General features: G+C 66.3%; 15 protein-coding genes and 2 tRNA genes. 5 read left to right on the top strand and 12 right to left on the bottom strand.

All coding sequences use genetic code 11. The annotated features are described in order from the left end of the window. Nucleotides 1-66: 66 nt before the first annotated feature. Nucleotides 67-993 (top strand): winged helix-turn-helix domain-containing protein, encoded by a 927-nt coding sequence (locus tag F7D09_RS02660; RefSeq protein ID WP_152233886.1) that lies wholly within the window; start codon nucleotides 67-69, stop codon nucleotides 991-993. A 104-nt stretch (nucleotides 994-1,097) separates the two neighbouring features. Here the strand turns inward: F7D09_RS02660 and F7D09_RS02655 are convergent, their stop codons facing one another. Both F7D09_RS02655 and F7D09_RS02650 read right to left on the bottom strand, forming a co-directional pair. Beyond that, complete coding sequence (locus tag F7D09_RS02655) at nucleotides 1,098-1,502, bottom strand: pyridoxamine 5'-phosphate oxidase family protein (RefSeq protein ID WP_094665534.1); 405 nt, start codon at nucleotides 1,500-1,502, stop codon at nucleotides 1,098-1,100. A gap of 161 nt (nucleotides 1,503-1,663) precedes the next feature. After that, nucleotides 1,664-2,479 carry a DUF1287 domain-containing protein gene (locus F7D09_RS02650; RefSeq protein ID WP_193312290.1) on the bottom strand — a complete coding sequence of 272 codons (816 nt, stop codon included), beginning with the start codon at nucleotides 2,477-2,479 and terminating at the stop codon, nucleotides 1,664-1,666. Between the two features lie 212 nt (nucleotides 2,480-2,691). Here F7D09_RS02650 and F7D09_RS02645 point away from each other — a divergent pair, with 212 nt between their 5' ends. The 3 genes from F7D09_RS02645 (at nucleotide 2,692) to F7D09_RS02635 (ending at nucleotide 4,929) form a co-directional block, all read left to right on the top strand. Beyond that, on the top strand, nucleotides 2,692-3,396 hold the full coding sequence (locus F7D09_RS02645; RefSeq protein WP_152233885.1) for a nitroreductase family protein: 705 nt from the start codon (nucleotides 2,692-2,694) through the stop codon (nucleotides 3,394-3,396). Nucleotides 3,397-3,471: 75 nt separating this feature from the next. Continuing rightward, nucleotides 3,472-4,740, top strand: a complete 1,269-nt coding sequence (locus F7D09_RS02640) for a hypothetical protein (RefSeq protein WP_152233884.1) — start codon at nucleotides 3,472-3,474, stop codon at nucleotides 4,738-4,740. Nucleotides 4,741-4,856: 116 nt separating this feature from the next. Then, nucleotides 4,857-4,929: transfer RNA gene (locus F7D09_RS02635), tRNA-Ala, on the top strand. Nucleotides 4,930-5,371: 442 nt separating this feature from the next. On the opposite strand, the gene F7D09_RS02630 is transcribed toward F7D09_RS02635, so the two are convergent. The 10 genes from F7D09_RS02630 to F7D09_RS02585 form a co-directional block, all read right to left on the bottom strand. Then, nucleotides 5,372-6,613: an alpha-amylase family protein gene (locus F7D09_RS02630; RefSeq protein ID WP_152233883.1), complete on the bottom strand. Its 1,242-nt coding sequence runs from the start codon at nucleotides 6,611-6,613 to the stop codon at nucleotides 5,372-5,374. Nucleotides 6,614-6,683: 70 nt separating this feature from the next. Then, nucleotides 6,684-7,139, bottom strand: a complete 456-nt coding sequence (locus tag F7D09_RS02625) for a PH domain-containing protein (protein WP_152233882.1) — start codon at nucleotides 7,137-7,139, stop codon at nucleotides 6,684-6,686. Between the two features lie 116 nt (nucleotides 7,140-7,255). Continuing rightward, the gene (locus F7D09_RS02620) at nucleotides 7,256-7,957 is read right to left on the bottom strand and encodes a histidine phosphatase family protein (RefSeq protein ID WP_152233881.1); all 702 of its coding nucleotides are present in this window, start codon (nucleotides 7,955-7,957) and stop codon (nucleotides 7,256-7,258) included. Nucleotides 7,958-8,026: 69 nt separating this feature from the next. Beyond that, nucleotides 8,027-8,455 (bottom strand): ribosome silencing factor, encoded by a 429-nt coding sequence (gene rsfS / locus F7D09_RS02615; protein ID WP_152233880.1) that lies wholly within the window; start codon nucleotides 8,453-8,455, stop codon nucleotides 8,027-8,029. A gap of 4 nt (nucleotides 8,456-8,459) precedes the next feature. Continuing rightward, a complete protein-coding gene (glmU, locus tag F7D09_RS02610; protein ID WP_152233879.1) occupies nucleotides 8,460-9,842 on the bottom strand; it encodes a bifunctional UDP-N-acetylglucosamine diphosphorylase/glucosamine-1-phosphate N-acetyltransferase GlmU in 1,383 nt (460 codons plus the stop codon). 73 nt (nucleotides 9,843-9,915) lie between these two features. Continuing rightward, nucleotides 9,916-9,986: transfer RNA gene (locus F7D09_RS02605), tRNA-Gln, on the bottom strand. A 119-nt stretch (nucleotides 9,987-10,105) separates the two neighbouring features. After that, nucleotides 10,106-11,128, bottom strand: a complete 1,023-nt coding sequence (locus F7D09_RS02600; RefSeq protein WP_152233878.1) for a ribose-phosphate diphosphokinase — start codon at nucleotides 11,126-11,128, stop codon at nucleotides 10,106-10,108. A 98-nt stretch (nucleotides 11,129-11,226) separates the two neighbouring features. Further along, nucleotides 11,227-11,952: a nicotinate-nucleotide adenylyltransferase gene (gene nadD, locus F7D09_RS02595; protein ID WP_193312301.1), complete on the bottom strand. Its 726-nt coding sequence runs from the start codon at nucleotides 11,950-11,952 to the stop codon at nucleotides 11,227-11,229. A gap of 14 nt (nucleotides 11,953-11,966) precedes the next feature. Then, nucleotides 11,967-12,608: a phosphoribosylglycinamide synthetase gene (locus F7D09_RS02590; protein ID WP_376863381.1), complete on the bottom strand. Its 642-nt coding sequence runs from the start codon at nucleotides 12,606-12,608 to the stop codon at nucleotides 11,967-11,969. Nucleotides 12,609-12,640: 32 nt separating this feature from the next. Continuing rightward, nucleotides 12,641-13,975, bottom strand: coding sequence for a glutamate-5-semialdehyde dehydrogenase (locus F7D09_RS02585; RefSeq protein WP_193312289.1), 1,335 nt, complete (start codon nucleotides 13,973-13,975; stop codon nucleotides 12,641-12,643). 147 nt (nucleotides 13,976-14,122) lie between these two features. Here F7D09_RS02585 and thrC point away from each other — a divergent pair, with 147 nt between their 5' ends. Next, the gene (gene thrC, locus F7D09_RS02580) at nucleotides 14,123-15,610 is read left to right on the top strand and encodes a threonine synthase (protein WP_152233875.1); all 1,488 of its coding nucleotides are present in this window, start codon (nucleotides 14,123-14,125) and stop codon (nucleotides 15,608-15,610) included. Nucleotides 15,611-15,724 lie beyond the last annotated feature (114 nt).

Genomic DNA, 15,724 nt, shown 5'->3' with positions numbered 1-15,724 from the left:
GCCGCGGGGACGGGACTACAGTGGTCTTTCGAAACGTACCGGCCGTTCCGTCGAAAGGCAAGCGCAATGGACATCCTCTTCGCGACCAGCGACACCGCGTTGGGTTTTGCGGTGACGGGGGCATTGGAATCGCAGGGCCATGCCGTGGCATCCGTCACGAACCGCGACACCCTTGCCGAGGCGTGGAGCGACCATCCGCGCTTCGATCTCGCCATCATCGACGACATGGCCGACGACGGCCTCCTCGACGCGGTATGCGGGGACCTGAACCGTCATGGCGATGACGGCACGCGCGTGCTGCTCCTGTCGACGCCGCCGCGCACGCAGGCCGCGAACCGGGACAGCACGCCGTCGGTCAGACGGCAGACCCCGCTGCCGACAATCCGCAGGACCGTCGCGAACGCCGCGAAGCCGGCCATGGCGAAGCCGCGGCAGCCGGCCATGCCATCACGTGGCGGCTCACTGCCGGCATCCGCGACGTCGACGGCGGCACCTGCTGCGGCAACACCTGCTGCGGCGACGTCCCCATCGGCGTCCGTCGCGAGCCGGGAAGCCGCGCCGGACGGACCGAGGACGCGGAACCATCCAGACCTTCCCATCCGCGTCGACGCGACGATCGTCAAGCCGTTCTCCGATGCCGAGCTGCTGTCGCGTGTGCACGCGCTGTCCCAGGATCGTGACGACGGCGACGGACGCGGGCCGGGCATGCTGATCCACGGCGACCTGACGTTGGACACGCGGGCCGGGCGGGCGTTCTACCGCAACGGCGGGCAGCCGCTCGCCCTCTCCCCGCGCGAGTACAAGACGCTGGAGACGCTGATCCGGGCCGACGGGGAGTTCCTCACCTTCGACGAACTGCTGGAGACGGTGTGCGGCACCGGCGTGCTCGAGCAACGCGACATCATGGACGGCGTATTGTACTCGCTGACGCGCAAGCTGCGCAGGCTCGGCTTCTTCATCACCCAGCGCGGCCATAAGTACCGGATCCGCTGAAGTCGGCGGCGTGGACAACGCCGGGCGAGCAGCGTGACGAAAACGGGGTGCACCCGCCTTGCGGCGGATGCACCCCATCCCCATAAGTCGCGGTATATGCGGCCTCAGTCCTTGACGATGGTCTTGCCGGCGTTCGGGCCGGAGGCGAGGTCCTCGATCTCGGTGATCTCGAGCACCGGGATGGCGGCGGGCTTCTTGGTGCCCTTCTCCTCGGCGACCTTCACCTGCTCCTCGTAGATGGCGTCGTCGGTGTGCAGCACGACATTGCCGCGGAAGCGGTAGCCCTTCTTCTCGGCGAGGTTGGCGAAGGCAATCACGAGCTTGCCGTTGGCCTGCAGGTTCTTGTAGGCCTGGCCGGCGGTGCGCTCGTGGTAGGCGATGTGGTTGTCGTCGAGCACGAACAGCGACATCTTCGGGCCGAGGTCGAGCGTGCCGTCCTCGTTCTGGGTGGCGATCCAGCCCAGGTTGTTCTCGATGAAGGTCTTCATCTCGGCGGTGAGCGTTGCCATAGTGCGATCCTTTCGATGGGCGGGTTCCATGAATCCGCGGTGGCTTCGTATCAGGTCCGTGGCGGACCCTTCCAAGTTCCAGACTACGTCACGGCGTACGCGGCGCGCGCACGAATCGGCCGACTGTGAACAATCTCACCCGACCGGCGAGGTTGCGCGGCTCACCGCTTCCACGCGCGCAGCACCGAGGACGGCACCTTGGAGGCGTCCCAGCGGTAGTGTCCGGTGACGGTCATGTGCCGTCTGAACGCAAGATAGTCGTTCTCCCGTTCACGCTGGTTCATGTTGTGCAGCACGTAGGCGGTGCCCGCCTTGTCGCGGCGGTCGGAGATCACGCCGATGTGCTTGACATGCTGGAACACCACGATGTCGCCCGCCTGCCATTGCGCGTAGTCGGAGGTGTCGGTGGTGAGGGTCTGCCCGTACTTGCGGAAGAACACGTCGAGCACGCCGGTGCGACGGAAGTCGATGTTCGGGGCCGGGTTCGCCGCCACGGCCGCATAGGAGGAGGGGTCGGCGGCGATGTCCGCGTCGACCATGGCCTTGAGGTCGTAGCCGGCCTGCCGGAACGCGCGCCATACCAGATCGGTGCAGGCGCCGCGGTCCGCCGGCGGATAACCTCCCTGATAATACCCGGAATCGTAGGCGGGACGGGCTTCGGCGTCCTTGCGGGCGCCGTCGAGGATGTCCGTGTAGTCGTCGACGCCGTTGCCGTTGTAGTCCGTGGCGCTGGTCAGCCGCGGATACCGTTTCGCCGCCTCGGCGGCGGGCATGCGGGTCGCCTGACCCTCCTGTCCGTCCGACGAGAGGGCCGCGCCGCGCGTGGCGAGCGACTTCACCGCGCCGATGACGTCCGCCCGCCACACCCACAGACCTGCTGTCACGGCCGCAAGCACGACGACGGCGACCATGACCACAGCCAGCGCCCGTTTCGACGTGCGGCCGTCCTGACCGCCACGCACGTACCGTCCAGTCATATCCGTTCCGAGCCTTTCCATGAACCTACAGCGACATGCCGCTCCCTCTCCCATCATGCCACGTCCGCGCAGGGGCACCCGGCCGCCGCGGCGCGTTGCCGCGACACGTTGCAGGCCGGATTCATCCCGCTTCGTCTCTAGGATTGGAAGCTGACATCACCCAGTGTGCCGCGTGGGGACACGGCGCACAATACTACCCGAGGAGGATTCGCATGGACATCGCCGAGGCCATGGCATGCCGTCACGCGGTGCGCGACTACAGCGACCGCCCCGTCGCCCCCGACACGCTCGCCCGTCTTGGCGAGGCCGTCGCGCAGGCGAACCGTGACGGGGACCTGCACATCCAGCTGGTCGGCGACGGCGGGAACGGGACCGACGCGTTCGGCGGCTGCCCGACGCACTACGGCCGGTTCCGCAACGTGCGGCACTGCATCGCGCTCATCGGACGCGACGACGACAATGCCGACGCCGGAGACCTCGACGAACGCGTCGGCTATTACGGGGAACGTCTCGCCCTGACGGCGACCATGCTTGGACTGGACACCAGCTGGGTGGTCCTGCACGAGCCCGACCGGCATGACGGCGCATGGCTGATCGGCGACGGCGAACGCATGCCGGCGGCCATCGCGGTCGGCTATGGCACGCGGCCGGGCCGGCCGCACCGCAGCAAGCCCATCGACCAATTGGGATCCACGGAGCATGGCGGGCTTGACGACGCGCCGGACTGGTTCATCATGGGGCTTGAGGCGGCGGCGCTCGCTCCCAGCGCTTTGGGCAAGCAGCCGGTCCACTTCACGCTGCTGGATGACGGCACGGTCCGCGCGGAAGCGCTGGATGGCGTGCAGTCCGAGATCTGCCTGGGCATCGCCCGCCTCCATTTCGAGGTGGGTGCCGGCGGATTGTGCAGATTCTGCTGAGACCGTGTGACGGTTCGGCGCATTTCAGCATTCGTTCAGTTCCATTTCAACAGGTATCGGCTAGCGTCAGACATCATGAAGAATTTTTTCAAGGGCATCTCCTTCTCGTCGATCGCGGCGGGCGCGCTTGCGGCGGTCACGTCGTTTCTGCTGTCCGCGAAGATCGGCATCGCGGGATCGGTGATCGGCGTCGCCATCGGCTCCGTCGTCTCCGCGGTGTCGACGCAGATCTACAAGAACGTCCTGAGCGAATCCGGCAAGAAACTGCAGGATGTGGCAGGCGTAGGCGATTCGGGTGAAAGCGCGGAATCCGGAGCCGAATCATCCACGGAAGGCAATGGCACCGCCCGGCCTGCGTCCGGCGAAACGACGCGGGTCATCACCACGTCGGGCACCATGCCGATGCCCGCGATCCCCGCGCCGCCGGACGACCCCGAGGCCACGGTCGTCGGACTGCATGGCATCGCCCAGCATGACGGCGGCCGACGACCGCGAACCGCAGGATCAGCCGCGGCGCAGGCGGAAGGCCTGCTCGACGGGCGGAACTCGGACGCCACACGGGTCATCGGATCGTCCGCCGCCAACATGGCGCATGACGGTCGGACGGCTTCCGGTGTGGCCGGCGCGAAGGCCGCCGGCAAGAGCACCGCCGGCAAATCCAACCGTACGAAGCGCATCGCGATCATCGTCTCCGTTGTCAGCGCGCTTGCCGCAGTCGGCTTGACGGCGGCGATCATCATGCTGGTCACGCAGGGACAGGGAACCGACACGGTGGTGCGTGACTGGGTGAACCAGTCGAACACGCCGAGCCGGCAGGAACAGTACCGCCGCCCGGACACGACCACGAACGACAAGAAGAGCGACGGCACGACTGACGGCACGACCGGCAACTCCGACAACACTGATGGCACGGACTCGACTGACGACGACGGCACGACCTCATCCAACGGCACCGAGGGCTCCGACTCCGGGTCGAACAGCGGGTCCGACGGCACCGGGTCATCCGGCAGCTCCTCGTCAGGCAGCTCCTCGTCAGGCAACTCGTCGTCGAACAGCGGATCCGGGTCCTCGAGCGGCAACAGCTCGAACGGGTCCGGCAGCTCCTCGTCCAACTCCGGTTCCGGCTCGTCCGATTCCAATGGCTCGTCAAGCGGTTCCGAATCGTCCGGATCCTCCAGCTCGAATGGCTCCGGCTCGTCATCCGGGTCAGGCGGATCATCGTCGGACGGGTCGTCAGGCAGCGGATCTACAGGCAGCGATTCCTCTTCCGGCGCCTCGACGGAATCGGCGACCGGCGGCAGCTCCGGCGGCATCGGAACATCGACGGGCGGATCGGCGGCGTGACCGCCGATGTCGGGAGACGTACACGTTGGCGACGAGCGCGACACGCCGAATTTGGTCTTCATGGTGATGTGAGGTAATCTATCACTCGGCTCGAAAAGAGCCCACAAATGAAGATCGGGGCTATGGCGCAGCTGGTAGCGCATCTCCATGGCATGGAGAGGGTCAGGGGTTCGAATCCCCTTAGCTCCACGAGCAAGGCTCGTACTCAATGAGTACGAGCCTTTTTTCGTCATTGACGTTGTGGTTCCCGCATCCGCCGTTAGCTCCCACCCCACCGTCCAGCGAACCGTACGAACCAGCCCGTCCGAGTACGTTACGTTGACAATTCCCAACCGACCGTACTCGTAACTGTTGCCCGAGTACGTTCCGTTGTGATTTCCTGACAAACCGTACCCGTAGCAGCCCGTCCGAATATGTTACGTTGTGATTTCCCGACGGAACGTACTCGAACGCGGTCTACGAGTACGTTCCGTCAGCATTTCTCAACCGACCGTACCCGTAGCGGGTCTCCCGAGTACGTTCCGTTTTGTTTTCCTGACAAACCGTACCCGTAACGGGTTGTTTGAGTACGGTTCGTTGAAGATCCGCAAACCGAGCGTACCCTGGCGACGTGCGCGTCCGGAAGGCCAGGTCACCGGTGCACGTGCATGACCGGGACGTCGCGCTGCCAGATGGTCGCGTGCGGTTCGGGGTCGAGCGTCAGTTCGACGCGTATCAGCTCGTCCGGCATCGTCCCGACCGACTCGTAGACGAAATGCCGGTTCTCCAGATGAACGGGCCTCGTCCTCGCGTGCGTCAGCCACGGGTTGCGTCTGCGCAGGCTGATCAGTCCCTGGATGAGATGGTACATCCACTCCCCCGCGCGCGGCAGGTCGTCGGGCGACGGCGGGAATGCGGGGCGCACGGCATCGTCGCCGCCGAGCCGGTCCTCCTTGACGCCGCGGAACGCCTGCTCGTCGCCGTAATAGACGCACGGTATGCCGCCGACGGTGAACAGGACGGTCATGGCGAGCGCCGCGCCCGCGTCGCCTATGCGGCTGGCGATACGGGTGACGTCATGGTTGCCGGCGAACGTGAACGGCGTGAAGGTCTTCAGGAACGCGTTGTGCCGGCGCAGGCTCCATTCCAGCTCGTAGAAGTTGCCGGATTCGATGGCGCTCCACATCGCCTTCCACAGCTCGTATTGGGTGAGCGAATCCATGCCGGAGCGTGTGATGGTGTCCGCATAGTCGCCGTGGATGACTTCGCCCATGAACCATGCGTCGGGGAACTCCTCCCGCACGGCGGGCAGCACGCGCGTCCAGAACGCGGGGTCGACGGCGTAGGCGGCGTCCAGACGCCAGGCGGATGCGCCGCGTCGCAGCCAATGCTTCATGACGTCGGTGACCATCGCCGAGACTTCGGGGTCGTCGTGGTTGAGTTCGGGCAGTTCGGCATGTCCTTCGAACTTCGCGTAGTCGACGCCGCCGTCAGCGTTACGGGTGATGAGGAACATGGCGTCATGTCCGTGGCCGGCGAGCGCATCGCGGAACGGGCCGAAGTCGCGTCCTACATGGTTGAACACGCCGTCGAGCATGATGCGGATGCCGCGCGACCGGCAGGCGTCCACCAAGCGGTCGAATGCGGCGTCATCGCCGAGCCTTGGGTCGATGCGGTAATAGTCCGTCGTGTCATAGCCGTGCGTAGAGGAGTCGAAGATCGGGCCGAGCAGCAGGCCGTTCGCGCCGAGTCCGATGAGATAGTCAAGCCAGGGGATGATCCGGTCGAGCCGCGGCGTCATGCGTCGATGCTCGGCCGTCGTCGGCCGTATGGGCGCGCCGGTGAATCCGAGCGGATACACCTGCCACCAGATGGTGGAGTCGTTGACGTTCATATGCACTCCTCACGTATCGTGTCCCATCCGCATCATTGCGGATGGGGTTCTCGGCACATTCACGCTCCGGTCATTGCGCGGGATAGTCCGGGTATCCGTCGCCGTCGAAATCCTGCCCGTCGGGGCCGTATCCGGCCGGAGCGTAGTAGCCTTCGCCGGCGCCCATGAACTCCCTGGTCGATACGCGGTTGACGTTGCGCGCCGCGTCGACGGCATGCTGGAGCTCCTTGCGCACGTCGAACCCGTGAATCACGTTCTTCAATGCGATCTTGCCGCCGGTTGACTGGTCCATGGCGTCGATGAGGATCGTGCTCAGTCCGAAGATCCGCTGCAGGAGCGTTCGTGTGATGGTGATGTCGACGATGCGGAACAGTTTCACCGTGTCGAAGCTTTGGCGCAGCACGCCGCTTTGCACGGCGAGCTCGTCGGTCGTCAGCGTGTAGGTGGTGAAGGTGAACGGCGTGCGGCACCAGTTGCGCTTGCGCTGCGTCCAGATGACGTCGCCGTCTGCATTGTCCTTGGCCATGATGGGCTCCTTCCCGCGGGGTGTAGGCACAGCTCCATCGTAGACCGGGGATGCGCGTTACGGCAACAGGACACGGCTTCGGCTATGGAGACGGCCGGCGTACGGCCGGTCTTCGTTCAGCGCGTGGGGTCGCCCCAGTCGCCGTTGTCGGCTGCGGCCGGACCGTGGTTGTAGTCGACGAGGCGCCAGCGCAGCGTGCCGTCGGGCATGTCGGCGGCGACGAACCGCGTCCAATGGGCGTTGCGCATGCTCACCACATCCGCGAATTCGGGGTGGATGTCGCCCAGTCCCATGAGTTTCTGTACGGTCTGCGCAATCCATGAGCCGTGCGAGAACACGAACAGGTCGGTGTCGTCCCCCGCCTGCCGGCTCCAGTATTCGAGCGCCTCGACGCCGCGCGCACCCACATGCTCCTTGGGTTCGGCGCCGTGCAGCAGCTCGCCGCCGCGGTATTGTGCCCAGGACTTGAAGTCCTCAGGACATTCGCGTTCCAGTTCGGCGAGCTCCTTGCCTTCCCATTCGCCGAAGTCGCGTTCGCGTACGCGCTCGTCGGGATGGACGGTCAACGACAACGGGTCGGCGAACGCCTTGGCGGTCGCCATGGCCCGGCTGAGATCGGAGGCGACGACGATCTGCCGGCGTTCGGGGTGCGGATGCACGTACAGGTCCGTCAGCGCCGCCGCGGTCTGTTCGACCTGCCAGCGGCCCACCTCATCGAGCGGGATGTCGATCTGCCCTTGGAAGCAGTGCCGCACATTGTATGAGGTGCGACCATGCCTCACCAAGGTGATCGAATGGACGTGCGCTTGCGTCGTCATCGCTGCTTCCTTCCCGTCAGCCGGTTCGGCCGAGCCTTGATGTTGCGTCGCGGTGGGAGCCGCTGCGTGCTACTGGTTGTCGGCTGCGTCGGTGTCCTTGGCGTCGTCCGCGGCCAGATGCGACTCTTCGGCATGTTCGAGCTGGAGGTCGACGGTCGGGCAGTCGCGCCACAGGCGTTCCAGCCGGTAGTAGCCGCGCGCCTCCTCATGCATGATGTGGATGATGAAGTCGCCGTAGTCGAGCAGCACCCACTGGGCTTCGCTCACGCCTTCGCGCGAACGCGGATTGAGGTTGCCGCACTTGAGGTACAGGTCCTTCTCGATCTCCTCGGCCACACCGAGCACCTGACGCTCGTTCGCCGCGGTGGCGACCATCATGATGTCGGTGATCGCCAGCAGGTCGCTGACATCGAACGCCTCGATGTCGAAGGCCTTGAGTCGGTTCGCCGCCTCGGCGGCGACGCGGACGGCATCGATGGAATTCTGTGCTGCGGTCATCTGATCAACGCTCCCATTTGGGCTTCCAGCCCTCGACGATATGCTGAGTGTTCTCGGAGTACACCATGGCGCCATCGGGCACCGGGTGACGGACGACGGATCCCGCGCCCGTGGTGACGCCATCCCCCACCTCGACGGGGGCGACGAAGAGGTTGCCGGCTCCCACGTGCACGTTTGAGCCGATGTGCGTGCGGTTCTTGTGCACGCCGTCATAGTTGGCGGTGATCGTGCCGCCGCCGATGTTCGTGTGCTCGCCGAGTTCGGCGTCGCCCACGTAGCTCAGGTGCGGCACCTTCGTGCCGTTGCCGATGTGCGCCTTCTTCATCTCGACGAACGCGCCGGCCTTGGTCTCCTCGCCGAGGTCGTTGCCCTGGCGCATGTAGGTCCACGGTCCGATGTTCGCGGCGCGGCCGATGTGCGATTCCTGCACGCGGGAGCGTTCGACGACGGCCTCGGCGTCCACGGTCGCGTCGATGAGCGTCGTGTAGGGGCCGACCACGGCGCCCTCGCCCACCACGGTGCGTCCCTTGAGGAAGCTGCCGGGCAGCACGGTCACGTCCTGCGCGAGCTCCACGTCATCCTCGATCCAGGTGGTGTCGGGGTCGAGGATGGTCACGCCGGCGAGCATCCACTTCTCGCAGATGCGGCGGTTGTGCGCCTTGGAGAGGGCGGCGAGCTGGACGCGGTCGTTGACGCCCTCCACGCTCAGCGGATCGGGCGCCGCGAACGCGCCGACGGTGCCGCGCGACTTCGCGGTCTCCAACGCGTCCGTCAGGTAGAACTCGCCCTGAGCGTTGTGGTTGTCGAGGTTCGCGATGGCGTCGGACAGCAGCTGCGCGTCGAACACGTACACGGACGTGTTGACCTCGTGCACCGCCAGTTCGCTGCGGTTGGCATCCTTCTGCTCGACGATGCGCAGCACGTGGTCCTCGCGGTCGCGGATGATGCGGCCGTAGCCGGTCGGGTCATCGAGCACGGTGGTGAGCACGGTCGCGCCGTTGCCGCTCTGCTCATGGAAGGCGACGAGACGGTCGAGGGTGACGGTGTCGAGCAGCGGCATGTCGGAGGCGGCGATGAGCACGGAGCCGCGCAGGTCGCGCTCACGGGTCAGCTGGGCCATCGCGCACTGCACGGCGCGGCCGGTGCCCGGAATGTCGTCCTGATGCACGATATCCACCGCGGCGTTGTACGAGCGTGCCGCCTTGGCGACCCGCTCGGCCTGATAGTGCACGACGACGGACAGGACCTCGGGGTGGAGCGCGCCGACGGATGCCATGACACGCTGCAGGAACGTCTTGCCGGCGAATGTGTGCAGCACCTTCGGCCGCGAGGAGCGCATGCGCGTGCCCTCTCCGGCTGCAAGGATGATTGCGGCGGATAATGCCATGTTGTGTGATCTCCAGTCTCGGCCATCGGCCGGATTGCTGCCCGGCCGCACTCCTGCGAACCGGGCGCGTGAGCTCCCCCACCTGGACTCGAACCAAGACAAAGGGTTCCAAAGACCCGTGTGCTGCCATTACACCATGGGGGAACGGCGAGACGAACTCGCCAAGCCTTTATTATGCCATACCTGCCGATTTCGTCAAATCGAAGCGGCAGGCGGCTTGTCCGCCGCGCGGTAAAGGTTCACGTTGCGCGGCGGCCACGGCATCACGCGAACAGGAAGCCCTGCCCGTGATGCTCCGGGTACGTGTCGAACAGTTCGGCGACGGAACCGTCCTCGAACACGGCGCGGATCGCGCTGGCGAGCAACGGCGCGATGGACAGCACGGTCAGGCCGTCCCATCGCTTCTCCTCGGGGATCGGCACGGTGTCGGTGAGCACGACCTCCTTGGCGCCGCAGTTCTTCAGACGGTCGATGGCCGGTCCGGACAGCACGCCGTGGGTGGCGACCACGGTCACGGACTTCGCGCCGGCGTCGCGCAGCACGTGGCATGCGCCGGCGATGGTGCCGGCGGTGTCGATGAGGTCGTCGACGAGCACGCAGTCCTTGCCGGCGACGTCGCCGACCACGCGGTTGGCGACGGCCTTGTTCGGCCGGGTGATGTCACGGGTCTTGTGCACGAAGGCGAGCGGGCCACCGCCGAGGCGCTGCGCCCACTGTTCGGCGACGCGGATGCGGCCTGCGTCCGGGGAGACGACGGCCACGTTGTCAAGCTGGTTCGAGAACCGGTCGCGGATGTAGTCAACGAGGACCGGCATGGCGATGAGATGGTCGACGGGGCCGTCGAAAAAGCCCTGCGACTGTGCCGCGTGCAGGTCGACGCTCATGATGCGGTCGGCGCCGGCGGTCTTGAGCAGGTCGAACACCAGACGGCAGGAGATGGGCTCGCGGCCGCGGTGCTTCTTGTCCTGACGGGAGTAGCCGAGCAGCGGGCATACGGCGGTGATGGAGCGTGCGGATGCGCGCTTGAGCGCGTCGATCATGATGAGCTGCTCCATGATGGACTTGTTCACCGGGGCGGCGTGGGGCTGCAGCACGAAGACGTCCGCGCCTCGCACCGACTCCGTGTAGCGCACGTACATCTCGCCGTTGGCGAAGTCGTAGGCCGTGGTCTCCAGGATGTCGATGCCAAGCTGCTCGGCCACGTCCGCAGCCAGCTTCGGATGCGTACGGCCGGTCACAAGGATGAGGTTTTTATCGGGCTTTCCTTCGAGGATTGCGCTCACCATGTCTCCAAACGTTCATGTTCGCCAAAGTGGACACCACATAGTGTAACCATGCACACCGACGGCAGGCGTGCGGCGGGGATGCGCACGCCCGCCGCCCGTCACCGGTACAGCCCGTGTTTGCCGATGTACTGGACCACGCCGTCCGGGACGAGATACCAGACAGGCTCGCCGTGGGTGGCGCGACGGCGCACGTCGGTGGAGGAGATGGCCAGCGCAGGGATCTCGAGCGTGTCCACCTTGCCTTCGGGCAGTCTGACGCCCTTGGGCGACGAGTAGCCGGGGCGGGTGACCGCGACGAAATGCGCGAGGTCCCACATGTGCTCGGCGTCCTTCCACTGCATGATCTCCGCGACGGCGTCCGCGCCGGTGATGAAGAACAGCTCGGCGTCCGGGTGCTGGGCGCGCAGGTCGCGCAGCGTGTCGATGGTATACGTGACGCCGGGACGGTCGATGTCGACGCGGCTGACGGTGAACTTCGGGTTCGAGGCCGTGGCGATGACGGTCATCAGATACCGGTCCTCCGCGTTCGTGACCTTCTTGTCGAGCTTGAAGACGGGACGGCCCGTGGGCACGAAGATCACCTCGTCGAGGTCGTACACCCATGCGACCTCGGAGGCGGCGACCAGGTGGCCGTTGTGGATGGGGTCGAAGGTGCCGCCCATGATGCCGATGCGCGGCCGCTCATGCCAGTTGCCGCGCGTCGACACCCGTCGGCGCCCCTCGTGCGGTTCCGGTGACAGGTCCGACATGCGCCGTGCGGGCTCCTGGACTGCGTTCGTCAGCGGTTCGGGGTCGGCCTCCGTTGCCTGCGCCGCGGCGTTCATGGCCGTCGGCGCGCTCATTGCGCCGGCTCCTGGGCGGACTGGCTGCGTGCGGCGTCGTCCGCCTCGTCCGTCTCGCGCTCGACCATGTCCGCGGTGGTGTTCTCCTCCTGCGGGTCGATCTTGCCCATGTCCTCGTCCCATTCGTCCTGCACGACGCGCCGGATCTCGGCGAAGGTGGGCAGCGGGAACCCGGGCTGGAAGAGACGCCGCGCCTCGGCGACGCGTTCGGTGATGCGGATCAGCGTGTCGGTCATGCCGTCGATGTCGCCTTCGCGCTCCATGGCGCTGAACCGCGCGATGTACTGCTCCATGGTCGTCATCTGCTCGCGCACGACGCGCATCTGCGCGTCGTCGAGCGCGACCACTTCGGGCGAATCGGATTCGGGCCAGCCGATGAGCACGGCGTCCGCATACTCCAGCGAGGCTCGCTGGCCGGCGGACGCGATGCCGTCCTCGATCTGCACGAGGAACACGTAGCGCACGATGCTGAGCCGTTCCGCGGCGACCTTGAGCACCACCTTCTGGTCCTCGACGCCGATGTCGTTCCATGACGTCACGCCGGCGTGGGCGTCCGCCGCCGCAGCCGCCGGCTCGGCCTGTTCGCTCATGTCGCCTTCCGCGCGGGCGATCGGGTCCTGGTTCCGTGTGTCTTCCATCGTCGCCTCCGAATGCTGTCGCGTGTCCTCGTTCATCGACGCACCTGCCCCATGCCGTAGCCGACCCATTTCGTGGTGGTCATTTCACGCAGTCCCATGGGGCCGCGCGCGTGCATCTTCTGGGTGGAGATGCCGAGCTCCGCGCCGAAGCCGAACACGCCGCCGTCGGTGAAGCGTGTGGAGGCGTTGACCATCACCACCGCCGAGTCCACGCGGCTGGTGAACTCCTCGATGGCCGAATAGTCCTCGGCGATGATCGACTCCGTGTGCCCCGTGGAATGCGCCGCGATGTGCGCGATCGCCTCGTCGAGCGAATCGACGACCTTGACGCCCAGCTTCAGGGCCAAGTACTCGGTGTCCCAGTCGTTCTCGGTGGCGGCGAGCAGGTTCGCGCCTTCGATGCCGGCCGAACCGATGATGCCGTAGGCCGCCTCGTCGGCGTGCAGCTCCACGCCCGCCTGCACGAGCGCCGAAGCGATCGCCGGCAGGTACTCGGCGGCGACGTCGCGGTGGATGAGCAGTTTCTCGGCGGCGTTGCACACGCCGACACGCTGGGTCTTCGCGTTGAGGATGATGGGGATCGCCTTGTCGAGGTCGGCGGAACGGTCGACGTAGATATGCACGTTGCCGGCGCCCGTCTCGATGACAGGCACCTTGGAGTTGCGCACGACCGCCTGGATGAGCCCGGCCCCGCCGCGCGGCACGAGCACGTCGATGTGGCCGCGCGCCTCCATCATGGCGGTGGCGCCGGCGCGGCCGTACTCGTCAACCGTGTCCACCAGCGCGGGATCGAAACCGTGGTCGGCGAGCACGTCGCGCACGATGCCGAGCGTCGCGGCGTTCGTCCGCTGCGCGGCATGGCCTCCGCGCAGGATGGCCGCGTTGCCGGATTTCAGGCACAGGCTCGCCACGTCGACGGTCACGTTCGGGCGTGCCTCGTAGATCATGCCGATGACTCCGAGCGGCACACGACGCTGCTGCAGCCGCAAGCCGTTCGGCAGGTTGTAGCCGCGCACGATCTCGCCGATCGGGTCGGGCAACGTGGCCACATGGCGCACGCCCTGGGCGGCGGCGGCCACGCGCGGAACGTCGAACAGGAGACGGTCGAGCTTGCCTGCGTCCATGCCGGCCTCGCGCGATTCGATCATGTCGAGCTCGTTGGCGCCCGAGATCTCGTCGGCGCGGGCGTCCAGCGCGTCGGCTATCGCATCCAGCAGTTCGTTCTTGGCCTCCGTGTTCGCCCTCGAAAGAAGCTGCTGGGCGGCGGCAGCGGCGTCGGCCTTCGCGCAGACCGCCCCGAACACGGCGTCATCGACCGTCGCCCCCTGCGACGCGGACGTGACCTTGCCTTCATCTGTATTCGTCATACCCATACCTTAGCGCAGAGGGCACCTTTCGGCGCATGCCAGGCCGCCGGACGCCGCCACCATGCGGAAGGCGCGCTCCGACTGCCCACCGATGCCGGTAGACTGGAAAAACCTTAAGTCCATGTCGCATCAAGCATGAAGGGCATCATGACCACGTTCCATTCCACGCGCAGCACCACCGACTCCCTGACCTCCAAGCAGGCGATCCGCAAGGGCATCGCCGACGACGGCGGCCTGTTCGTCACCGATTCGCTCGGCGAGACCAAGGTCGACATCGCGAACCTTGCGGGCCGTTCCTATCAGGACATCGCCTATGACGTGCTGCACGCCCTGCTTCCCGACTTCGCGGAGGACGAGCTGCGCGGCTGCATCGCCGCCGCCTACGGCGCGCAGTGGTCCGACGAGCGCATCACTCCGTTGAAGCCGCTCGGCGACGACTTCATCCTCGAGCTGTTCAACGGCCCGACCTCCGCGTTCAAGGACGTGGCCCTGCAGATCCTGCCGCGCTTCATGGCGCGCACCACGCCGGCCGGCGGCGACGCCGACGAGAAGATCATGATCCTCACCGCCACGTCGGGCGATACCGGCAAGGCCGCGCTGGCAGGTTTCGCCGACGCGCCGGGCACCGCTATCACCGTCTTCTACCCTCAGGGCAAGGTCAGCCAGGTCCAGGAGCTGCAGATGACGACGCAGACCGGCTCGAACGTGTCGGTCGCCGCGGTCGAAGGCAATTTCGACGACGCGCAGTCGGCGGTCAAGCGCATCTTCGGCGACAAGGACCTCGCGGCCAGGCTCGCCAAGGACTCGCATGTCGTGCTCTCGTCGGCGAACTCGATCAATGTGGGCCGCCTCGTGCCGCAGGTCGTGTACTATTTCTCCGCGTACGCGCAGCTGCTGGAATCCCAGACCATCAACGTGGGCGACGAGGTCGAATTCGTCGTGCCGACCGGCAACTTCGGCGACATCCTCGCCGGCTACTACGCGAAGCGGCTGGGTCTGCCGGTCAAGCACCTGGTGGTCGCCTCCGACAGAAACAACGTGCTCTTCGACTTCCTGCGCACCGGCACGTACAACCGTCAGCGCCCGTTCTACCAGACGATCAGCCCGTCGATGGACATCCTCGTCTCCTCGAACCTCGAGCGTATGCTCTACTACTTCTCCGAAGGCGACACGCGTCTGATCACGATGCTCATGAACGACCTCAAGAACTGGGGCACATACGAGGTCCCGGAGGACCTGCTCGCGAAGATCCGCCGGCTGTTCGGCTGCGGATGGGCGAACGAGGATCAGGTGCGCGAGATGATCGCCGACTGCTGGGCGAAGAACCGGTACGTGATCGACCCGCATACCGCGTGCGCGTACTTCGTCGCGCAGCAGATGCCGCGCGACCCGCTCATCCCTCGCGTGATCCTCGCGACGGCGAGCCCCTACAAGTTCCCGCGCGTGGTCAACGAGTCGCTCGGCTTCGACGCGACCGGCACCGATTTCGAGTGCATGGATGTGCTGGCGAAGGAGACGGGCACCGTGCCGCCGGCTGCGCTGCGCGGACTGGAGACGGCCGACGTGCGCTTCGACACGGTCGTGCCGATCGACGGCATGGAGGGCTTCGTGGAGACCGCCGCAAAGGCTCTGTAGTCGGTTTCGGCCTGCCATTCAGCCGGAGACCCGGTCGCGGCGAGGTTACGACGGCCCCGTCAGGACATATATCCTGACGGGGCCGTATTCGTTGTGCCGGTGGTCTGCGATGAA

Origin of the sequence: Bifidobacterium leontopitheci (assembly GCF_009193355.1) — a bacterium.
GTDB lineage: Bacteria > Actinomycetota > Actinomycetes > Actinomycetales > Bifidobacteriaceae > Bifidobacterium > Bifidobacterium leontopitheci.
This window is presented reverse-complemented; position numbering and strand designations above follow the sequence as displayed.